Raw genomic sequence first — 16921 nt, forward strand, 5'->3', positions numbered from 1 at the left:
CTGTGCAAAAGAGTGACCCGCGGAGGAGGGAGCTAGCAGCCGCCCGCACGCGCCAGTTGGTCGAGCGTCGCGCCGACCGCGGGCACCCGGGCCAGGTCGGGGAGGGTCAGGGCGACGATCTCCCGCCGCACCGCGGGCTCCAGGGTGACGGTACGCACACCCCTGGGCCGTACGGAGTCGACGGCAAGCTGGGGCAGGACGGCCACCCCGAGCTCCGCGCCCACCAGTCCCGCGACCGCGGGGTAGTCGTCGGTCGCGAAGTCGATGCGCGGAGTGAAACCGGCCGACTCGCACACCTCGACCAGTTGCCCCCGGCAGCGCGGACAGCCGGCGATCCACGGCTCCTCGGCGAGTTCCCCTATGGACAGGGACTCCGCGTGCGCCAGCGGGTGCCGCTCGGGCACAAGCCCCACGAGCCGGTCCGTGAGCAGCGGCCGCACGACGAGGTCGTCCCACTCCTCGGCGCCCGACGCCCCTTCGTAGCGGAAGGCGAGGGCCACGTCGCAGTCGCCCCCGCGCAGCATCTCGACGGACCGGGGCGGTTCGGCCTCCTCCAGGGAGACACGGGTGCCCGGGTGTGCGTCGCGGAGCGCGGCGAGGGCTGTCGGGACGAGCGTCGAGCTACCGCTGGGAAAGGACACGAGCCGTACCCGCCCCGCCCTCAGCCCGGCGATGGCGGCGACCTCCTCCTCGGCGGCCGTCAGCCCGGCGAGGACGCCGGCGGCATGACGCACCAGCGCGTCCCCGGCCTGCGTCATGCGCATCTCCCGTCCGGTGCGGACCAGCAGCGGCGTGCCGACGGACACCTCCAGCGCCTTCATCTGCTGGCTGACGGCGGGCTGGGTGCAGCCCAGCTCCCTGGCCGCCGCGGAGAACGAACCGGTGGTGGCCACGGCGCGCAGCACGCGGAGATGACGGGCTTCGATCACACTCCAAGGATAAGCCGTCCTTGGGCGGGGCACTGGATATCCGTTCGACGCTTTGATCCGGCATCGCCTACGGTGCGCCCTCATGAAGCTTCTGTCTGTGAATCTGGGTCGCCCCAAGGCCGTGCCGTACACGGACCACCCCCAGGGCATGACCGGTATTGACAAGCAGCCGGTGGACACGCCGGTGCGGGTGGCGGCGCCGGGGCCGAAGGGGTTCGGCGCGAGCGGACTGGCCGGGGACTCGGTGTGCGGGACGCGGCACCACGGGGGCGATGACCAAGCGGTGTACGCGATGGCCCGCGAGGACCTCGACGAGTGGGAAGGCGCGCTGGGCCGCACGCTGCCGAACGGCTCGTTCGGCGAGAACCTCACCACGGAGGGAGTCGACCTGTCCGGCGCCCGGATCGGCGAGCGGTGGGCCGTCGGATCCGAGGTGGTGCTGGAGGTCACCTCCGGTCGCATCCCCTGCCGCACCTTCCAGGGCCATCTGGGTGAGAAGGGCTGGGTGAAGCGGTTCACGCAGCGCGGCGCACCGGGCGCGTACCTGCGGGTGATCCGGCCCGGTGAGATACGGGCGGGCGACGCGATACAGATCGTGCACCGGCCGGGTCACGAGGTGACGGTCGCTCTGCAGTTCCGGGCGGCGACGACCGAGCAGACTCTGCTGCCGCTGCTGCTGGCGGCGGGCGACGCTCTCCACCCGGAGGCACTGGCGAGGGCACGGAAGCACAAGGAGAAGTACGGGGAGGGGAACGAGGAGCGGTCCGGGGAGAAGTACGTGGCGGATCCGGGCTCCTGACGTACAGCCACCGCACACCGGCTGCCCTGCCCGGCCGCCGGGTACCGGCCGCAGGGCAGGAAGGCGGGGGCGGGTGGAGGGGCGGACATGGGGGTGACTGATCCGGCCAAGCTTCAGTGCACCGGCCGGGGCGGCGGTGCCGACCGGACGCCCGGACTCCGGGTAACTAGTCTTGGGCCATGACAACCGCTCTGATTACGGGTTCGACAGCCGGGATCGGTGCCGCGTTCGCGCGGCGGCTGGCGGCCGACGGGCACGACCTGGTGCTGGTGGCCCGCGACCTCGGCAGGCTCCGGGAGCAGGCGACCGAGCTTCACGACCGTCACGGTATCGAGGCGGAGGTGCTGTCGGCCGATTTGTCCGAGGACAAGGGCATCGAGGCGGTGGCCGAACGGTTGGGCGATCGCAGGAACCCCGTCGACCTGCTGGTCAACAACGCGGGTTTCGGTAACAAGGGCCGGTACCTCGAGGTCTCCGTGGCGGACGAGCTGAGGATGCTCAAGGTGCACTGCGAGGCGGTGCTCCGGCTGACGACGGCTGCGGTGGAGGCGATGCGGGAGCGCGGGCGCGGGGGCGTGGTGAACGTCGCCTCGACCGCGGCCTTCGTGCCGCGCGGGACCTACGGGGCGTCCAAGGCGTGGGTCGTGCAGTTCACCCAGGGCGCGGCGCAGGACCTGGCGGGCAACGGCGTCCGCCTGATGGCGCTGTGCCCCGGGTTCGTACGCACCGAGTTCCATGAGCGTGCGGGGATGGGGACGGACAACATCCCGAACTGGATGTGGCTGGACGCGGACAAGGTGGCCGAGGCCGCCCTCGCCGACCTGGCCCGTGGCAGGACGGTGTCGATCCCGGACCCGCGCTACAAGGCGCTGATGGGGGCGGCGAAGCTGGTACCGCGGGGCATGCTGGGCGGGCTCACCTCGCGGTCGGGGCGGAAGTACGGACCGCGGTGACGGCGAAGGCTCCCCCTGTTTCGATCCGAGGGGGCGGTGTGGCCTTCGGGGGCCGGCACCGCGTGATCGCAGGAGGACCGCGGCGACGGGCCGGCCACCAGGGACGAGGGCGGCGATGATCGCCGCACCGCCGGCGACCATGGAGATCGTCCCGGCCACCGTGCTGACACGGCCGGACCAGAGGGCCCGGTCGTCCAAAGCCGCATACGAGGGTTCTCAGCCGGCGACGGCGGAAGCCGCGGCCTGAGCCAGCAGTGTCAGGGCCGCCTGTGAGACGGACCCCGGTGTCGCCGTGCTCATGATGATGAGCTGGTCCCGGTCCGGCAGGCTCATGCTGCGCTGGGTGACCGTGAGGGTGCCGACCGGGGGATGGCGTATCCCGTAGTCGCTGACAGCGCACGGCTGGACGGGGTGGTCGGCCCACAGGGTGGAGAACTCCGCTCTGAGCATGGTGAGTTCGTCGATGAGAGCGGCGAGCAGAGCGTCATCGGGATGGCGTCCTGCCGTGGCCCGCAGGGTGCCCACGACCGCCTGGGCCTGGGCCGGACAGTCGACGTACAGATCGCGCACGTGCGGGTCGAGGAAGGCGAGCCGGGACAGACTGGGGCGGTCCTCGGGACGCCGGGGGGCGTCCGGCGGGGAAGGTGGGACGCGAGGAGCGCGTGTCCCGACGCCCTGCGCATCCTGCACCGTCTGACCGAACTCCAGAGAGCGATGGATGCGGGGACACCGCGGCGTTCGACGTCAAGGCCCTCGGAGGGCACAACGCCCGGTGGCGGCTCAGGGTCGGTGACCACCGGGTGGTCCACACCGTCGAGGACGGTGGGCTCATCGTGTGGGTCCTGACCGTGGGCAACCGTCGCGAGGTCTACCGTCAGGTTCCCTAAGGAGCCCCGCCGGCTCCGACACCCTCACCCGCCGCTTCCACAGAGCGCCGCTGTGGGGCGTCGGGCCTGGTGAACGGGGTTGCTGCCACGGGATCTCCGGGGCATGACGAGTTCCCCCAGCGGCAGCGACCGGCTGCTTCCGCCCTCCCTTCGCCGAGCAGAGGGCCCTCACCCTCCGCTTCTCCGCCCCCCGCGGGGCTCGGCTCGCCCGGCGCCTCACCTCCCGGCAGACGGGCGCATAGGGCTGGACCTACGGCAGCCCGGTGCACGACACCGTCGAGCTGGTCGTGGCCGAGCTGGCCGCCGACGCCGTCACCCACGGCCGGATTCCCGGCCGGGACGCCGAGCTGCGGCTCAGCAGGAACACGGAGGGGGCCCGGGTACGCGTGGAGGTGAGCGACGCGCGCGGTGAGCGGCTGCCCGTCCCGGCGCCGGACGGTGAACCGCTCGCAGGGGGCGGCCGGGGCCTTGCCCTCGTCTCGGCACTCGTCGAGGAGTGGGGCGTCGCCGAGCGGCCGGGAACTGCTGTGCGGGCTCCGGCGGGTCGAGGTCCGGCCACACCTCGAGCGCCCGGCCCGACGCGGCACGCAGCGTCGCCACGTCGACGACGGCACGGGGCTCGGCCGACGACTTCCCGCTGCGGCACCCGCGCGGGTGCGAACCGGTCGACGGGCGGCGCATAGCGCCCCTCGTCCTCTCCGGGCGGTCCCAAGGACACCAACACAGCCCGCTCACCGGCCCGCTCACCGGCCCGCTCCTCCGGCAGCGCAAGGTCGTCGAAGAATCCCCTGCGCCGAGCGTGGCCCAGGGCACTGGCATCGATACCGGCATCAACACCGACTGCGAGACGGGCGCAGCACGGAGGCCCGGCGCCGCTGGGCAGCGGTGCCGGGCCTCCGTGTCTGCTACCGGCGTCGGTTACCGACGTCCGTCGCGTGTGGTGCTCAGTGGGAGTGGCCGTGGCCGTGACCACCGGCGGCCGGCTCCTCCTCTTCCTTCTTCTCGACGACCAGGGTCTCGGTCGTCAGGAGGAGGGAGGCGATGGAGGCGGCGTTCTCCAGGGCGGAGCGGGTGACCTTGACCGGGTCGATGACGCCGGCCTTGACCAGGTCACCGTACTCGCCGGTGGCGGCGTTGAAGCCGCTGCCCTTCTCGAGCTCGGCGACCTTGGAGGTGATGACGTAGCCCTCGAGGCCGGCGTTCTCGGCGATCCAGCGCAGCGGCTCGACGGCGGCGCGGCGGACGACCGCGACACCGGTGGCCTCGTCGCCGGTCTTGCCGAGGTTGCCCTCGAGGACCTTGACGGCGTGGACGAGCGCGGAGCCACCACCGGAGACAATGCCCTCCTCGACCGCGGCGCGGGTCGCGGAGATGGCGTCCTCCAGACGGTGCTTCTTCTCCTTCAGCTCCACCTCGGTGGCGGCACCGACCTTGATGACGCACACGCCGCCGGCCAGCTTCGCGAGGCGCTCCTGGAGCTTCTCGCGGTCCCAGTCGGAGTCCGTGGACTCGATCTCGGCCTTGATCTGGCCGATGCGACCGGTCACGTCCTCCTTCTTGCCGCCGCCGTCGACGATCGTGGTGTCGTCCTTGGTGACGGTGACGCGGCGGGCGGAGCCCAGCACGTCCAGGCCGACCTGGTCGAGCTTGAGGCCGACCTCCTCGGAGACGACCGTGGCGCCGGTGAGGACGGCCATGTCCTGCAGCATCGCCTTGCGGCGGTCACCGAAGCCGGGGGCCTTGACCGCGACGGCGTTGAACGTGCCGCGGATCTTGTTGACGACCAGGGTCGACAGGGCCTCGCCCTCGACGTCCTCGGCGATGATCAGCAGCGGCTTGGAGGAGTTGGCCTGGATGACCTTCTCCAGCAGCGGCAGCAGCTCGGCGATGGAGCCGATCTTGCCCTGCGTGATGAGGATGTACGGGTCGTCCAGGACGGCTTCCATGCGCTCCTGGTCCGTCACGAAGTACGGAGACAGGTAGCCCTTGTCGAAGGCCATGCCCTCGGTGAAGTCCAGCTCCAGACCGAAGGTGTTGGACTCCTCCACGGTGATGACACCGTCCTTGCCGACCTTGTCCATCGCCTCGGCGATGAGCTCGCCGACCTGCTGGTCCTGGGCGGACAGCCCGGCGACGGCGGCGATGTCGGACTTCTCGTCGATCGGGCGGGCCGAGGCGAGGAGGTCCTCGGAGACCGCGGCGACGGCGGCGTCGATGCCCTTCTTCAGGGCGGCCGGGGAGGCGCCGGCGGCGACGTTGCGCAGGCCCTCGCGGACCAGGGCCTGGGCCAGCACGGTCGCGGTGGTCGTACCGTCACCCGCGATGTCGTTGGTCTTGGTCGCCACCTCCTTGACCAGCTGGGCACCGAGGTTCTCGAACGGGTCGTCGACCTCGACCTCGCGGGCGATCGTGACACCGTCGTTGGTGATGGTGGGGGCGCCGAACTTCTTGTCGATGACGACGTTGCGGCCCTTGGGGCCGATCGTCACCTTCACCGTGTCGGCAAGCTTGTTGACGCCGCGCTCAAGGGCGCGACGGGCGTCCTCGTCGAACTTCAGGATCTTCGCCATGGCAGCGGGAGCCCTCTCGGAAATCTGGGGTGAGAAAACACTGCGCCCCGGGCGCCCGGCTCAGGAAGCGTGTCGGGACCAGGGGCGCAGTTCGGAGCAAATCTGCTACGAGGTGACTTACTTCTCGATGATCGCGAGAACGTCGCGGGCCGAGAGGACGAGGTATTCCTCGCCGTTGTACTTCACCTCGGTGCCGCCGTACTTGCTGTAGAGCACGACGTCGCCGACGTTCACGTCGAGTTCGACGCGCTTGCCGTCCTCGATGCGGCCGGGGCCGGCGGCCAGGACAACGCCCTCCTGGGGCTTCTCCTTCGCCGTGTCCGGAATGACCAGGCCCGAAGCCGTGGTCTGTTCGGCGTCGAGCGGCTGGACCACAATGCGGTCCTCGAGCGGCTTGATGGCAACCTTGGAGCTGGCGGTCGTCACGATCCGACCTCCCCCTTCGGAGATCTCACGGGGTTAACTGTCTGAGGTGGCGACCAGGTCGATCCGTCGTCGCGGGTGCCGGACCTGCCCGTCGCTGTGTTGGCACTCTCCAGTGGGGAGTGCCAGACCTGAGACTATGACCGCGATTAGCACTCGGTCAAGCGGAGTGCCAATTCACTGCGCGGCGTCGCCGGGATTCCCCTGTACGCCGACCCGGAAACCGGGCTTGTGTTCGAGTGATCGTCCCCTGGGGCTTCCGCCCCCCGGACCCCCGTTCCGGCCCGAACGGCCTCGCCCCCGGCCTCTCCCCCCGTTCCACGAGCGGGGGGCACCCGGACGGGCCGGCCGGCGAGCGGTGCCCGTCGGTGACCGCAGGAGGACTCAAGGGCGCCGGACGTGGTCCTCCAGCCTCCCGACCCTCAGCCCTCTCTCCGCCAGCTCGCGCAGCAGCCGCGTCGTCCGCTCCTCCAGGGTCAGGGCCGGAGTCCCGCCCGCGGGGACGGAGATGATGTCGCCGGGCGTCAGGCGGTGCGCGCCGCGGGTGTACGTGAGGGTGCCGTCACCCTCCAGGGTGACCCGCCAGAGCACGACCGCCGTGATGCCGCAGTCGCCGGCGGCCCTGAGGGTCGTGGTGTCGTACGTGCCGTGGGGCGGGCGGAACAGGTGGGGGCGGATACCGAAGCGGGCCCTGAGCTTGCGCTGCTGGCCGCAGATCTCGGCGCGCTGACCGGCGTAGGGCAGGCCGCGCAGGGCGGGGTGGTCGAGGGTGTGGTTCTGCAGACTCGCGCCGACCGAGCGCAGCCGGGCGAAGTGACCGTAACCGGGCCCCACCACGCTGTCCGTGAGGAAGATGCTGACGGGGAGGCGGCGGCGGCGTACGAGGTCGATGAAGCGGGGATCGCGTTCGGCGCCGTCGTCGTAGGTCAGGAAGACGACCTTGTCCCGGGTCGGGACGTGGTCGACGACGGGCGGGAGGCCCGGATCGCCGCGGGGCGAGCGGCCCGCGCCGCCCCCGGCGCCCTTCCCCGCCTCGGCCCGGACGGTCGGGCCCACGGCCGGCCGGCCGCCCGCCGAGTCGCAACCCGCCAGCACCGCCAGGAGAACCGCCGTGGCCACCCCCCGCCGGAGCGGCCGGACCGGCCCGGTCACAGGTAGTCCTCCAGACGCCCCACCGCGTATCCCTCGGCCGTGACCTTGTCCAGGAAGCGGCGGACCATGTCGGGCATGGTGCCCTTCCCGTCGTCGCGGCCCCGGAAGTGGGTGAGGACGATGTCGCCGGGGTGCAGTTCCCTGTCCCACTCGCGGTAGTCCCAGCGGTCGGCGAAGACCTCCTCGTTCCACAGCGGGGCGTACTCGATGCCGCAGGACTTCGCCGCGCGCAGGGTGTCCTTGTTGTAGTTTCCGAACGGCGGGCGGAAGAGGACGGGGCGTTCGCCGTACCGCTTCTCGATGACGTCCTGCATGCCGCAGATCTCGCGCTTCTGGCGGGCGTAGGACAGGCCGGGCAGGTACGGGTGGTTCAGGGTGTGGTTGTTCAGGCCGACCCCCCGGTCCTGCATCCTCTCGAAGTAGCCGTAGTCCTCCTTGATCACGTAGTCGCTGAGGAACGCGGTGTACGGGATCTTCAGCTCGCTCGTCATGCGCAGGAACGCGGGGTCCTTCTCGGCACCGTCGTCGATGGTGAGGAAGACGACCTTCTCCTCGGTGGGGACGGTGGTGAAGACCGGGGGGAGGTCCAGTTCCCGGTGGCCGTCGACCTCGAAGCCCTTACGGGTGGAGATCCGGGGTTTCTCCTGGGGCGCGGGCGGGGCGGCCAGAGGCACCTGCTTGAGCCCCCAGCGCTTCGCCACGGCCACGCGCGCGGCGTGCGCGGCGTGCAGTCTGGTGGCGTAGGAGTCGAGCGCGTGGGCCGGGGGCGCATGGAGGGGCTGCTGTCCGCCCGCAGCCGGGGCCGGGGCGGTGGAGTCCTGTCCGCAGCCCGCGGCGAGAGGAGCGAGGGCCGCGAGGGTGAGTACGGCGACACCGGCCCGTACGCCGCCCCATGACCGCCTTTTATCGTTTTGTCCTACTACTCGCATGGGGCCGGATCATCGCAGTCCCCGGCTCCCGCCCCGGCCCGACACCGCGGTCGGCGGCACACCGTCCATCGACTGGCCGACACCGGACCCGCACCTGGCCCACAATGAGCCGGTGAACGACCGCACCGCGCCCCACACCCGGCCCTCCTCGCACCCCCCCGACGCCTCGCCCCTCGCCCTGCTCCTCACCCCCGAGGGCCGCGCCCTCCTCGACGAGGTGCGCGACACCGACCCGGCCCGGGAACTCGCCGTCGCGACCCGGCTGCGCCGTGGGCATCCGGCGGAGCTGGTCTCGGCGGCGCTCGGCCAGGCCCGGCTGCGGCAGCGGGCGGCGGCGAAGTTCGGGGCCCAGGACGCCGGGCGGATGTTCTTCACGCCGAACGGGGTCGAGCAGTCGACCCGGGCGAGCGTGGCGGCGTACCGGGCACGGCGGCTGAGGGAGCTGGGCGTGACGTCGGTGGCCGACCTGTGCTGCGGGATCGGCGGGGACGCGATCGCGCTGGCCCGCGCCGGGATCCGGGTGCTCGCGGTGGACCGGGACCCGCTCACCGCGGCGGCGGCCCGTGCGAACGCGGACGCGCTGGGCCTGGCCGCGCTGATCGAGGTACGGGAAGCCGATGTCACGGAGGTGGACACGGCCGGGTACGACGCCGTCTTCGTCGACCCGGCCCGGCGCGGCGGCCGGGGCCGCATCTTCGACCCCGAGGCCTGCTCGCCCCCGCTGTCCTGGGCGGTCGAGGCGGCCCGCGGGGCGGCCCGCGCCGCCGCCCTGAAGGTCGCCCCGGGCATTCCGCACGAGGCCGTCCCCGGTGACGCCGAGGCCGAGTGGATCTCGGACGGCGGGGACGTGAAGGAGGCGGTGCTCTGGTTCGGCACCGGACGGGCGGTCGCCGGGGCGGGGGGCGCGGTGGCCCCGGCGATCCGCGCGACCCTGCTGCCCGGCCCCCGCACGCTGCTCTCCCGCGGCCTGCCCGACCCCGCGGTGCGTCCGCCCGGCCGGTACCTGTACGAGCCCGACGGCGCCGTCATCCGCGCGCATCTCGTCGCCGAGGTCGCGCAGGACCTCGGCGGAGGGCTGATCGACGCGACCATCGCGTACGTCACCGCCGACGCACACCTCCCGACGCCGTACGCCACCGCCTACGAGATCACCGACCGGCTCCCCTTCAACGTCAAGAGACTGAAGGCGCTGCTGCGCGAACGCCGGGTCGGCACCCTGACCGTCAAGAAGCGCGGCTCGGCGGTGGAACCGGAGGAGCTCCGCCGCAAGGCCCTCCCCAGACCGAACGGCACCGTGTCCGTCACCGTCTTCCTCACCCGTGTCGCAGGCGCCCCGACGATGCTCCTGGGGCACCCGGTGCGCTGACGCCCTCGAGCTCCCGGGACTTCTCTCCGGCGGGGGCGGGTCACCGCAGCGACGCCCACAGCTCCTCCGCCTCCGGCTGCCGTGCCACCACCCGGTTGGGGTTCCAGGGCGCCGGAAGCACCGGCATCATCACGGTGGTGACGGCGGGCGAGGACAGCCCCTGCAGGCTCTGGGCGAAGCGGGTCAGCTCGGCCAGCGAGTCCAGGCCGGTGTCGGTCGTGAGGCTGCTGGTGACCGCGTCGGCGATCTCGTACAGCTCGGTGGGGTCGGTCAGCAGGCTCTGCTTCCCCGCCTGGTCCAGCAGCGCCTTCACCAGCGTGTGCTGGAGACCTATGCGGCCGAGGTCGCTGCCGTCCGCTATGCCGTACCGGGTGCGGGCCATGGCCAGGGCCTCGGTGCCGTCCAGGTGGTGGGTGCCCGCTTTGAGGTGCAGACGGCTCAGGTCGTCGTCGATGTCCTCGTCCGTGGTGACGGTGACGCCGCCGAGTGCGTCGACCAGGCGGGCGAAGCCGGTGAAGTCGATCTCGACGTAGTGGTCCATGCGGACGCCCGTGAGCAGTTCGGCCGTCTTCACCGCGCACACCGGCCCGCCCGCCTCGTAGGCGCTGTTGAACATCGCGTCGGCCGCCGGCCGCGTCGACCCGCCGTCCGGCAGCGGGCAGGCCGGGCGGTCGACCAGGGTGTCGCGCGGGATGCTGACCACGGTCGCCGCGGTCCGGCCGGCGTCGAGGTGGACGACCATGGCCGTGTCGGAACGGGCCCCGCCGCTGTCGCCGCCACCGAGCTCCTGGTTCTCCCCGCCGCTGCGCGAGTCCGAGCCCAGCACCAGGAGGTTGAGGGAACCCGTCGGCAGGGGCGAGGCCGAGGGGGACGCCGAAGCGTCCTGGACCGAGGTCGTCGTTCCCCTGGGCGGGCGGTCGTCGCCCAGGGCGCTGTTGATGTCGACGCTCCTGATGTTGCCGCCCAGCTGCCAGTACGCCCAGCCGGCCGCCCCGGCGCCCAGGACCAGCGCGCCCGCCAGCGCGAGGCCGGCGAACTTCAGGACCCGCGCCCGGTGACGGACCGGCTGCGGGTCCGTCACCGGGTCCGTCGCCGAAGCTGTCGGCGGGTCCGTCCGTATGTCCGGGTCCTCGGCGGGGTCCGAGGACGCGTCCGAAGGCACCTCGCTTCCGCCTTCGTCGCGCCCGTCACCGTGACCCCCGTCGTGCTCCTCTCCTCGCCCCTCGCGGGAACCCTCGTCGTGGCCCTCATGTCCCGTCACAGACAGGAACGTAAGTCCGCATTATGACAACGAGCGCTCCCGGACCGTTTTCTTGTGAAGTTCTCAGACTTCACAGCCCGGACTCACCCACCGCGCGCACCGAAACTTTCGAAACCGTCGACGACACCCTTCGAGCAGCGCCCGGCCGACGCCCGCGAGCCCGGCGCCCGTCACCCTCCGGCCGGCGGCGCCCCCGTACTGCTGCGCACCACCAGGCTCGTCGCCAGCTCCACCCGGGTCGCGGCGGCCGCGGGGTCCTCGCCCTTGCCGAGGTCGAGGACCAGCCTGGCCGCCGCCTCCGCCATCTCCGTCAGCGGCTGCCGTACGGTCGTCAGCGGCGGCCCCACCCAGCGGGCCACCGGCAGGTCGTCGAACCCCACCACGCTCAGGTCCTCGGGAATCCGCAGGCCCAGCTCACGCGCGGCCTCGTAGAGACCGAGCGCCTGGAGATCGTTGCCGGCGAAGACCGCGGTGGGCCGGTCGGGGCGGCGCAGCAGGGCGAGACCCTGGCGGTACCCGGTCTCGTGGTGGAAGTCGCCGGTCATGACCAGCCCGGGGTCCACCGGAAGTCCGCCGGTCTCCAGCGCGGCCCGGTAGCCGTCGATGCGGGCGCGGCTGCACATCATCTGCGAGGGCCCGCTGATCGCCCCGATCCTGGTGTGCCCGAGCTCGACCAGGTGCCGGGTGGCGGCGAGCCCGCCCTGCCAGTTGGTCGCGCCGACGGAGGGCACGTCGGTGCCGGGGTCACCGGCCGGGTCCACCACCACGAACGGGATGGAACGGCTGGTCAGCAGCGCCCGCCCGGACTCGTCGAGACCGGACAGGACGAGGATCACCCCGTGCGGGCGGCGGGCGGCGACCTGGTCGGCCCAGGTCCGCCCCGGGGTGAGGCGGCCCGCGCTCTCGGAGAGCACGACGCTCAGCCCCGCGTCCCTCGCCACGTTCTCCACGCCCCGGATGACCTCCATCGCCCAGGCGCTCTCCAGTTCGTGGAAGACCAGGTCGAGCAGGGGCGAGCGGGTGGCCTCGGCGCGTCGGCGCCGGTAGCCGTGCGCGTGCAGCAACTCCTCGACCCGGCTCCGGGTGGCGGGGGCGACATCGGCACGGCCGTTGAGGACCTTCGAAACAGTCGGTGCCGAGACACCGGCCTCGCGGGCGATCTCGGCGAGGGTCGCAGTCTGCGCGCTGCGCCCTCGCGTCCGGGTTTCGGCGGGCTGCGAGGAAGTCATGGCCGCGATCGTATCCCTGCGGGCCCCCTTGACGAAGTGTTCCCTGAGCCATAGGTTCCCGGAACATTCGCCATACATTCCGAAACATTCGTAGGTCGCGATGAAACCCGCAGCCGACCCGGCTCCACCCCGGCGGCCCCAGAGAACCTTTGAACCTTCGAACCTTTGTGAGAGGGCCCTTCGTCCCCCGACAGGAGTCTCATGACCACCGTGCCCTGGCGTGACCCCGCCCTGCCCGCCGCCGCCCGTGTCGAGGACCTGCTCGCCCGGATGACCCTGGAGGAGAAGACCGCCCAGTTGTACGGGGTGTGGGTGGGCGCGGACACGGACGGCGAGGGAGTCGCGCCGCACCAGCACGACATGACCTCCGCCTACGACTGGGACGAGCTGATCACCCACGGCCTCGGCCAGCTCACCCGCCCCTTCGGCACGGCCCCCGTCGACCCGGGCCTCGGCACACGGTCGCTGGCCCGCGCCCAGCGCCGGATCGCGCGGGCGGGCAGGTTCGGCGTCCCGGCCCTCGCGCACGAGGAGTGCCTGGCCGGCTTCACCGCCTGGCAGGCCACCGCCTACCCGGTGCCACTGGCCTGGGGCGCCACCTTCCATCCGGAGCTGGTCGAGGAGATGGCCCACCGCATCGGCCACGACCTGCGTTCGGTCGGCGTCCACCAGGGCCTCGCGCCGGTCCTGGACGTCGTGCGCGATCCGCGCTGGGGCAGGGTGGAGGAGACGATCGGTGAGGACCCGTATCTGGTCGGCACCATCGGCGCCGCCTATGTGCGCGGACTGGAGTCCGCCGGGGTCGTCGCCACGCTCAAGCACTTCGCCGGGTACGCCTCCTCGGCCGGCGCCCGCAATCTCGCTCCCGTGCGGGCGGGCGTGAGGGAGTTCGCCGACGTCACCCTGCCGCCGTTCGAGATGGCGCTGCGCGAGGGCGGGGCGCGCTCGGTGATGGCCGCGTACACGGAGACCGACGGCGTGCCCGCATCCGCCGACCCCGCCCTGCTGACCGGTCTCCTGCGGGAGGACTGGGGGTTCACCGGCACGGTCGTCGCCGACTACTTCGGCATCGGCTTCCTGGAGAGCCTGCACCGGGTCGCCTCGACCCCGGCCGAGGCGGCGCACGCGGCGCTGCTGGCCGGCATCGACGTCGAACTGCCCACCCTGAAGTGCTACGGCGAGCCCCTCCTGGACGCGGTCCGGGCCGGCGAGGTCCCCGAGGCGCTGGTGGACCGGGCGGCCCGCCGGGTGCTGCTGCAGAAGTGTGAGCTGGGCCTCCTCGACGAGGACTGGACCCCGGAACCGGACACCCCCGTCGACCTGGACTCCACCGGGAACCGCGTCCTGGCCCGCACCCTGGCCGAGGAGTCGGTGGTCCTCCTCGACAACCCCGACGGGCTGCTGCCGCTCTCCCCCGACACCCGGGTCGCGGTCGTCGGTCCCCGCGCGGCCGACGCCCTGGCCATGCTGGGCTGCTACTCCTTCCCGTCCCACGTCCTCACCCATCACCCCGGCAAGCCGACGGGCATCGACATCCCGACGGTGCTGGAAGCACTGCGCGCCGAACTGCCCGACGCCAAGGTGACGTTCACAGAGGGCTGCGACACCGCCGGCCCGGACACCGGCGGCTTCGAGGAGGCCGTCGCCCGTGCCGCCGAGGCGGACGTGTGCATAGCGGTCCTCGGTGACCGGGCCGGGCTGTTCGGCCGCGGCACCTCCGGCGAGGGCTGCGACGCGACCGACCTGAGCCTGCCCGGCGTCCAGGGCGAACTGCTGGACGCCCTGGTCGGCACCGGTGTGCCCGTCGTCCTGGTGCTGCTCACCGGGCGCCCGTACGCGCTCGGCCGCTGGCAGGGCCGCCTGGGCGCCGTCGTCCAGGCCTTCTTTCCGGGGGAGGAGGGCGGCCCGGCGGTGGCGGGAGTGCTGTCGGGCCGCGTCAACCCGTCCGGCCGGCTGCCGGTGAGCGTGCCACGGCTGCCCGGCGGCCAGCCGTGGACGTACCTCCAGCCGCCGCTCGGCCTCGCGGGCGAGGTCAGCAACCTCGACCCGACCCCGCTGTACGCCTTCGGCCACGGCCGCTCGTACACGACGTTCGCGTGGACGGACTTCACGGGCACCGGCGAACCGGCCGGACTCGCGACGGACGACGGGACGTACGACATCTCCCTGACCGTCCGCAACACGGGCGACCGCGAGGGCGCGGAGGTGGTGCAGCTCTACCTGCACGACCCGGTGGCCTCGGTCACCCGCCCCGACGTACGCCTGATCGGCTACCGGCGCGTGCGGCTGGCCCCGGGCGCGGCGGCCCGGGTGGTCTTCCGCTTCCATGCGGACCTCTCGGCCTTCACCGACCGCTCGGGCCGCCGCGTGGTCGAACCCGGCGTCCTGGAACTCCGGTTGGCCGCATCCAGCACGGACGTACGCCACACGGCACACCTCACCCTCACCGGCCCACTCCACGAACCCGGACCGGACCGGAGACTGTTGTGTGGGACGGAGGTCTCGGAGGCGTAGGAGCCCGACGCGCAGAGGCGGGTGCGGGCGGCGCGTCCGGCACCCTCCGTGTCGATCCGCTCCGCTCCGTCGAGCACGTACGGGGGCAGCTTCGAACTGGCCGGGTGGGCGTCCGTCGCGGTGAGCCCGACCTGCTCGCCGTCGACGGTGAGGGTGATCACCACCAGGTTCTTCGGTCCCTCGCCGGTGACCGTCTTGACCCCGGTCCTCTCTCTTCGGGTCCGCCGCCAGGGCCTTGTCGCCGATGACGACGTCCCGATGGGCCTGGTGGTGCCGTCCGCCAGCAGGACTTCGGTGCCGGGGACGAAGCTGTTGCAGGCTTCGACGATCTTCGCGCCCTTGAACACCCGCAGCCAGGGCAGGTCTGTCGCCGCCCAGCCGCAGGCCTTGACGCTGTCGCCGCTCAGACAGCTCTTCCAGGAGTCGGCGTCGGGAGCGACCAGAGACACGACGATCCTGTCGAAGAGGGTCTGCTCGTGGTGGATGACGCCGAGCGCCTCGGCGGCACCGCAGAACGCCTTCGTGTTGGCGCCCTGGGCGGAGCGCTTACGCTCCGCCCACGCCTCCATCCGGTCCTTCTCCTCGTACTGCGGGAACATCGCCGCCAGTTCGCGTGCGGCCGGGACCTGGATGTTCTCGATCCAGACCGTCCCCTTCTTCTCGGTGACGTTGATCGTCTTCGCCGGCGAGTTCTGGGACTTCTTGATGGTCCCGCCGCCTCCTCCGCCGCCGGAGGTCGAGTACAGGAAGTCGCCGTCCTTGTCGTAGCAGCCGGATGTCGTGCAGCCCGGCCCGTGGCCCTTCTCCGGTGCCCGGACCGAGTCCGGGTTGTTGACGCTGCACCCGTCACGGTAGAGGCCCGACGGATCGGAGAAGGTGAGCGGGTTGTTGTTGCTGTAGGCGTAACCGTTGATCTGCTGCGGATCCGTCAGGTCCATGATCGGGTCGACCGAGAGGAACCGGCCCGCCGCCGGGTCGTACTCGCGGGCGCCCAGGTGGGTCAGGCCCGTGGAGGCGTCCTGGGTGCCGCCGACGAAGCCCTTGGTGCCGGGCCGGTCGTCCGGTTCCTCACCACGGAGGCCGCCGAAGGGCAGTGTGCGGCGTTGGCCGAGCTGCTGTGTGGCCGCGTCGATGGCGAGCAGTGCCGTGCCGTGGTGGTCGGCGGTGGTGAAGGAGACCGTGCCGTCGTCGGCCTGGACGGCCGTGTGGCCGCCGCCGAGGATGGCGCCGCTCTCCGGGTAGGTGGCCGTGGTGCCGTCGTGGGACCTGAGGACCGCGGTCGCGGTGGCGTCGCCCCTGGCCGGCGCGGCGTTGTGGGCCGGCCGTCACAGGCGGTGCGCAGGTCGGAGATGACGTCCCTGGTGCGGTCGGGTGTGGTGGCGCAGTTCTTGGCGACCGCGCGATCATGCCCTTGTCCGGGCCCCCGCCCACGGCGGCGAGCTTCGTGTCGACGGCCTTCCACCCGCCGTCGATCCGGGTCCGGACCGGACGCAGGTACTCGCGGGCCTCCAGACCTCCCTCGGGAGTGGCGTACACCTCGCTCGACTCGCCGCGCAGCGACAGCACCTCGACATTCCGCCCCAGGCGCCCGGCCTGCCGCAGTGCTTCCTCCTCGGTGGCCGCGACGGCCGGTTCCCCGGCCGTGCCGCTCGTCGCCGAGGCCACCGCCCCCGCCGGACCCACCGCCTCGGCGGAGAGCGCTCCCAACGACAGCAGCCCGACCGTCGCACCGGTCGACGCACCGATCGCCACCGTCGTGATGGAGCCGCCCGTTCTCCGGCGACCGTGCGCACGCCGAACCATCCGGTCCCTCCCCCGTCCACGAAACCCGGACCATGACCTTGCCGTGGTCACGTCAAATCAGGAGCCGCAGGGAGAGGAACGGCGGTTCCCCTTCACCGGAAGGGTG

At 72.2% G+C, this 16921-nt stretch carries 14 protein-coding genes and 1 pseudogene; 6 read left to right on the forward strand and 9 right to left on the reverse strand.

What is annotated here, in order from left to right; genetic code table 11:
- Window positions 1-32 precede the first annotated feature (32 nt).
- Window positions 33-929 (reverse strand): LysR family transcriptional regulator, encoded by an 897-nt coding sequence (locus HUV60_RS12760; RefSeq protein WP_257851143.1) that lies wholly within the window; start codon window positions 927-929, stop codon window positions 33-35.
- A gap of 82 nt (window positions 930-1011) precedes the next feature.
- Here HUV60_RS12760 and HUV60_RS12765 point away from each other — a divergent pair, with 82 nt between their 5' ends.
- Window positions 1012-1728: an MOSC domain-containing protein gene (locus HUV60_RS12765; protein WP_257851142.1), complete on the forward strand. Its 717-nt coding sequence runs from the start codon at window positions 1012-1014 to the stop codon at window positions 1726-1728.
- A 179-nt stretch (window positions 1729-1907) separates the two neighbouring features.
- Complete coding sequence (locus HUV60_RS12770) at window positions 1908-2681, forward strand: SDR family NAD(P)-dependent oxidoreductase (RefSeq protein ID WP_257851141.1); 774 nt, start codon at window positions 1908-1910, stop codon at window positions 2679-2681.
- A gap of 216 nt (window positions 2682-2897) precedes the next feature.
- Here HUV60_RS12770 and HUV60_RS12775 read toward each other — a convergent pair whose 3' ends face one another.
- Window positions 2898-3371, reverse strand: coding sequence for an MmyB family transcriptional regulator (locus HUV60_RS12775; protein WP_257851140.1), 474 nt, complete (start codon window positions 3369-3371; stop codon window positions 2898-2900).
- A gap of 110 nt (window positions 3372-3481) precedes the next feature.
- Here HUV60_RS12775 and HUV60_RS33900 point away from each other — a divergent pair, with 110 nt between their 5' ends.
- A complete protein-coding gene (locus HUV60_RS33900; RefSeq protein WP_257851758.1) occupies window positions 3482-3568 on the forward strand; it encodes a type II toxin-antitoxin system RelE family toxin in 87 nt (28 codons plus the stop codon).
- 263 nt (window positions 3569-3831) lie between these two features.
- The gene (locus HUV60_RS12785) at window positions 3832-4251 is read left to right on the forward strand and encodes an ATP-binding protein (protein ID WP_257851139.1); all 420 of its coding nucleotides are present in this window, start codon (window positions 3832-3834) and stop codon (window positions 4249-4251) included.
- A gap of 261 nt (window positions 4252-4512) precedes the next feature.
- On the opposite strand, the gene groL is transcribed toward HUV60_RS12785, so the two are convergent.
- From groL to HUV60_RS12805, 4 genes are all read right to left on the reverse strand, one after another.
- A complete protein-coding gene (groL, locus tag HUV60_RS12790) occupies window positions 4513-6138 on the reverse strand; it encodes a chaperonin GroEL (protein ID WP_257851138.1) in 1626 nt (541 codons plus the stop codon).
- 117 nt (window positions 6139-6255) lie between these two features.
- Complete coding sequence (gene groES / locus HUV60_RS12795; RefSeq protein WP_042165190.1) at window positions 6256-6564, reverse strand: co-chaperone GroES; 309 nt, start codon at window positions 6562-6564, stop codon at window positions 6256-6258.
- A gap of 381 nt (window positions 6565-6945) precedes the next feature.
- Window positions 6946-7713 (reverse strand): polysaccharide deacetylase family protein, encoded by a 768-nt coding sequence (locus HUV60_RS12800; protein ID WP_331461985.1) that lies wholly within the window; start codon window positions 7711-7713, stop codon window positions 6946-6948.
- The gene (locus HUV60_RS12805) at window positions 7710-8642 is read right to left on the reverse strand and encodes a polysaccharide deacetylase family protein (RefSeq protein WP_257851137.1); all 933 of its coding nucleotides are present in this window, start codon (window positions 8640-8642) and stop codon (window positions 7710-7712) included. Before HUV60_RS12805 ends, HUV60_RS12800 begins: the two co-directional genes overlap by 4 nt.
- Window positions 8643-8754: 112 nt before the next feature.
- On the opposite strand from HUV60_RS12805, the gene HUV60_RS12810 reads away from it, so the two are divergent.
- Window positions 8755-10008, forward strand: a complete 1254-nt coding sequence (locus tag HUV60_RS12810) for a THUMP-like domain-containing protein (RefSeq protein ID WP_443047281.1) — start codon at window positions 8755-8757, stop codon at window positions 10006-10008.
- 40 nt (window positions 10009-10048) lie between these two features.
- On the opposite strand, the gene HUV60_RS12815 is transcribed toward HUV60_RS12810, so the two are convergent.
- Both HUV60_RS12815 and HUV60_RS12820 read right to left on the reverse strand, forming a co-directional pair.
- Entirely contained in the window at window positions 10049-11089 is a 1041-nt protein-coding gene (locus tag HUV60_RS12815; RefSeq protein WP_257851755.1) for an LCP family protein, read from the reverse strand.
- A 350-nt stretch (window positions 11090-11439) separates the two neighbouring features.
- Window positions 11440-12498 (reverse strand): LacI family DNA-binding transcriptional regulator, encoded by a 1059-nt coding sequence (locus HUV60_RS12820; protein WP_257851136.1) that lies wholly within the window; start codon window positions 12496-12498, stop codon window positions 11440-11442.
- 201 nt (window positions 12499-12699) lie between these two features.
- Here HUV60_RS12820 and HUV60_RS12825 point away from each other — a divergent pair, with 201 nt between their 5' ends.
- Window positions 12700-15012 carry a glycoside hydrolase family 3 N-terminal domain-containing protein gene (locus HUV60_RS12825; RefSeq protein WP_257851135.1) on the forward strand — a complete coding sequence of 771 codons (2313 nt, stop codon included), beginning with the start codon at window positions 12700-12702 and terminating at the stop codon, window positions 15010-15012.
- Window positions 15013-15926: 914 nt separating this feature from the next.
- On the opposite strand, the pseudogene HUV60_RS33555 reads toward HUV60_RS12825, so the two are convergent.
- A pseudogene (locus tag HUV60_RS33555) lies at window positions 15927-16235 on the reverse strand (RHS repeat-associated core domain-containing protein); the annotation flags it as partial.
- Window positions 16236-16921 lie beyond the last annotated feature (686 nt).

The organism is Streptomyces sp. KMM 9044, from assembly GCF_024701375.2.
Lineage (GTDB): Bacteria > Actinomycetota > Actinomycetes > Streptomycetales > Streptomycetaceae > Streptomyces.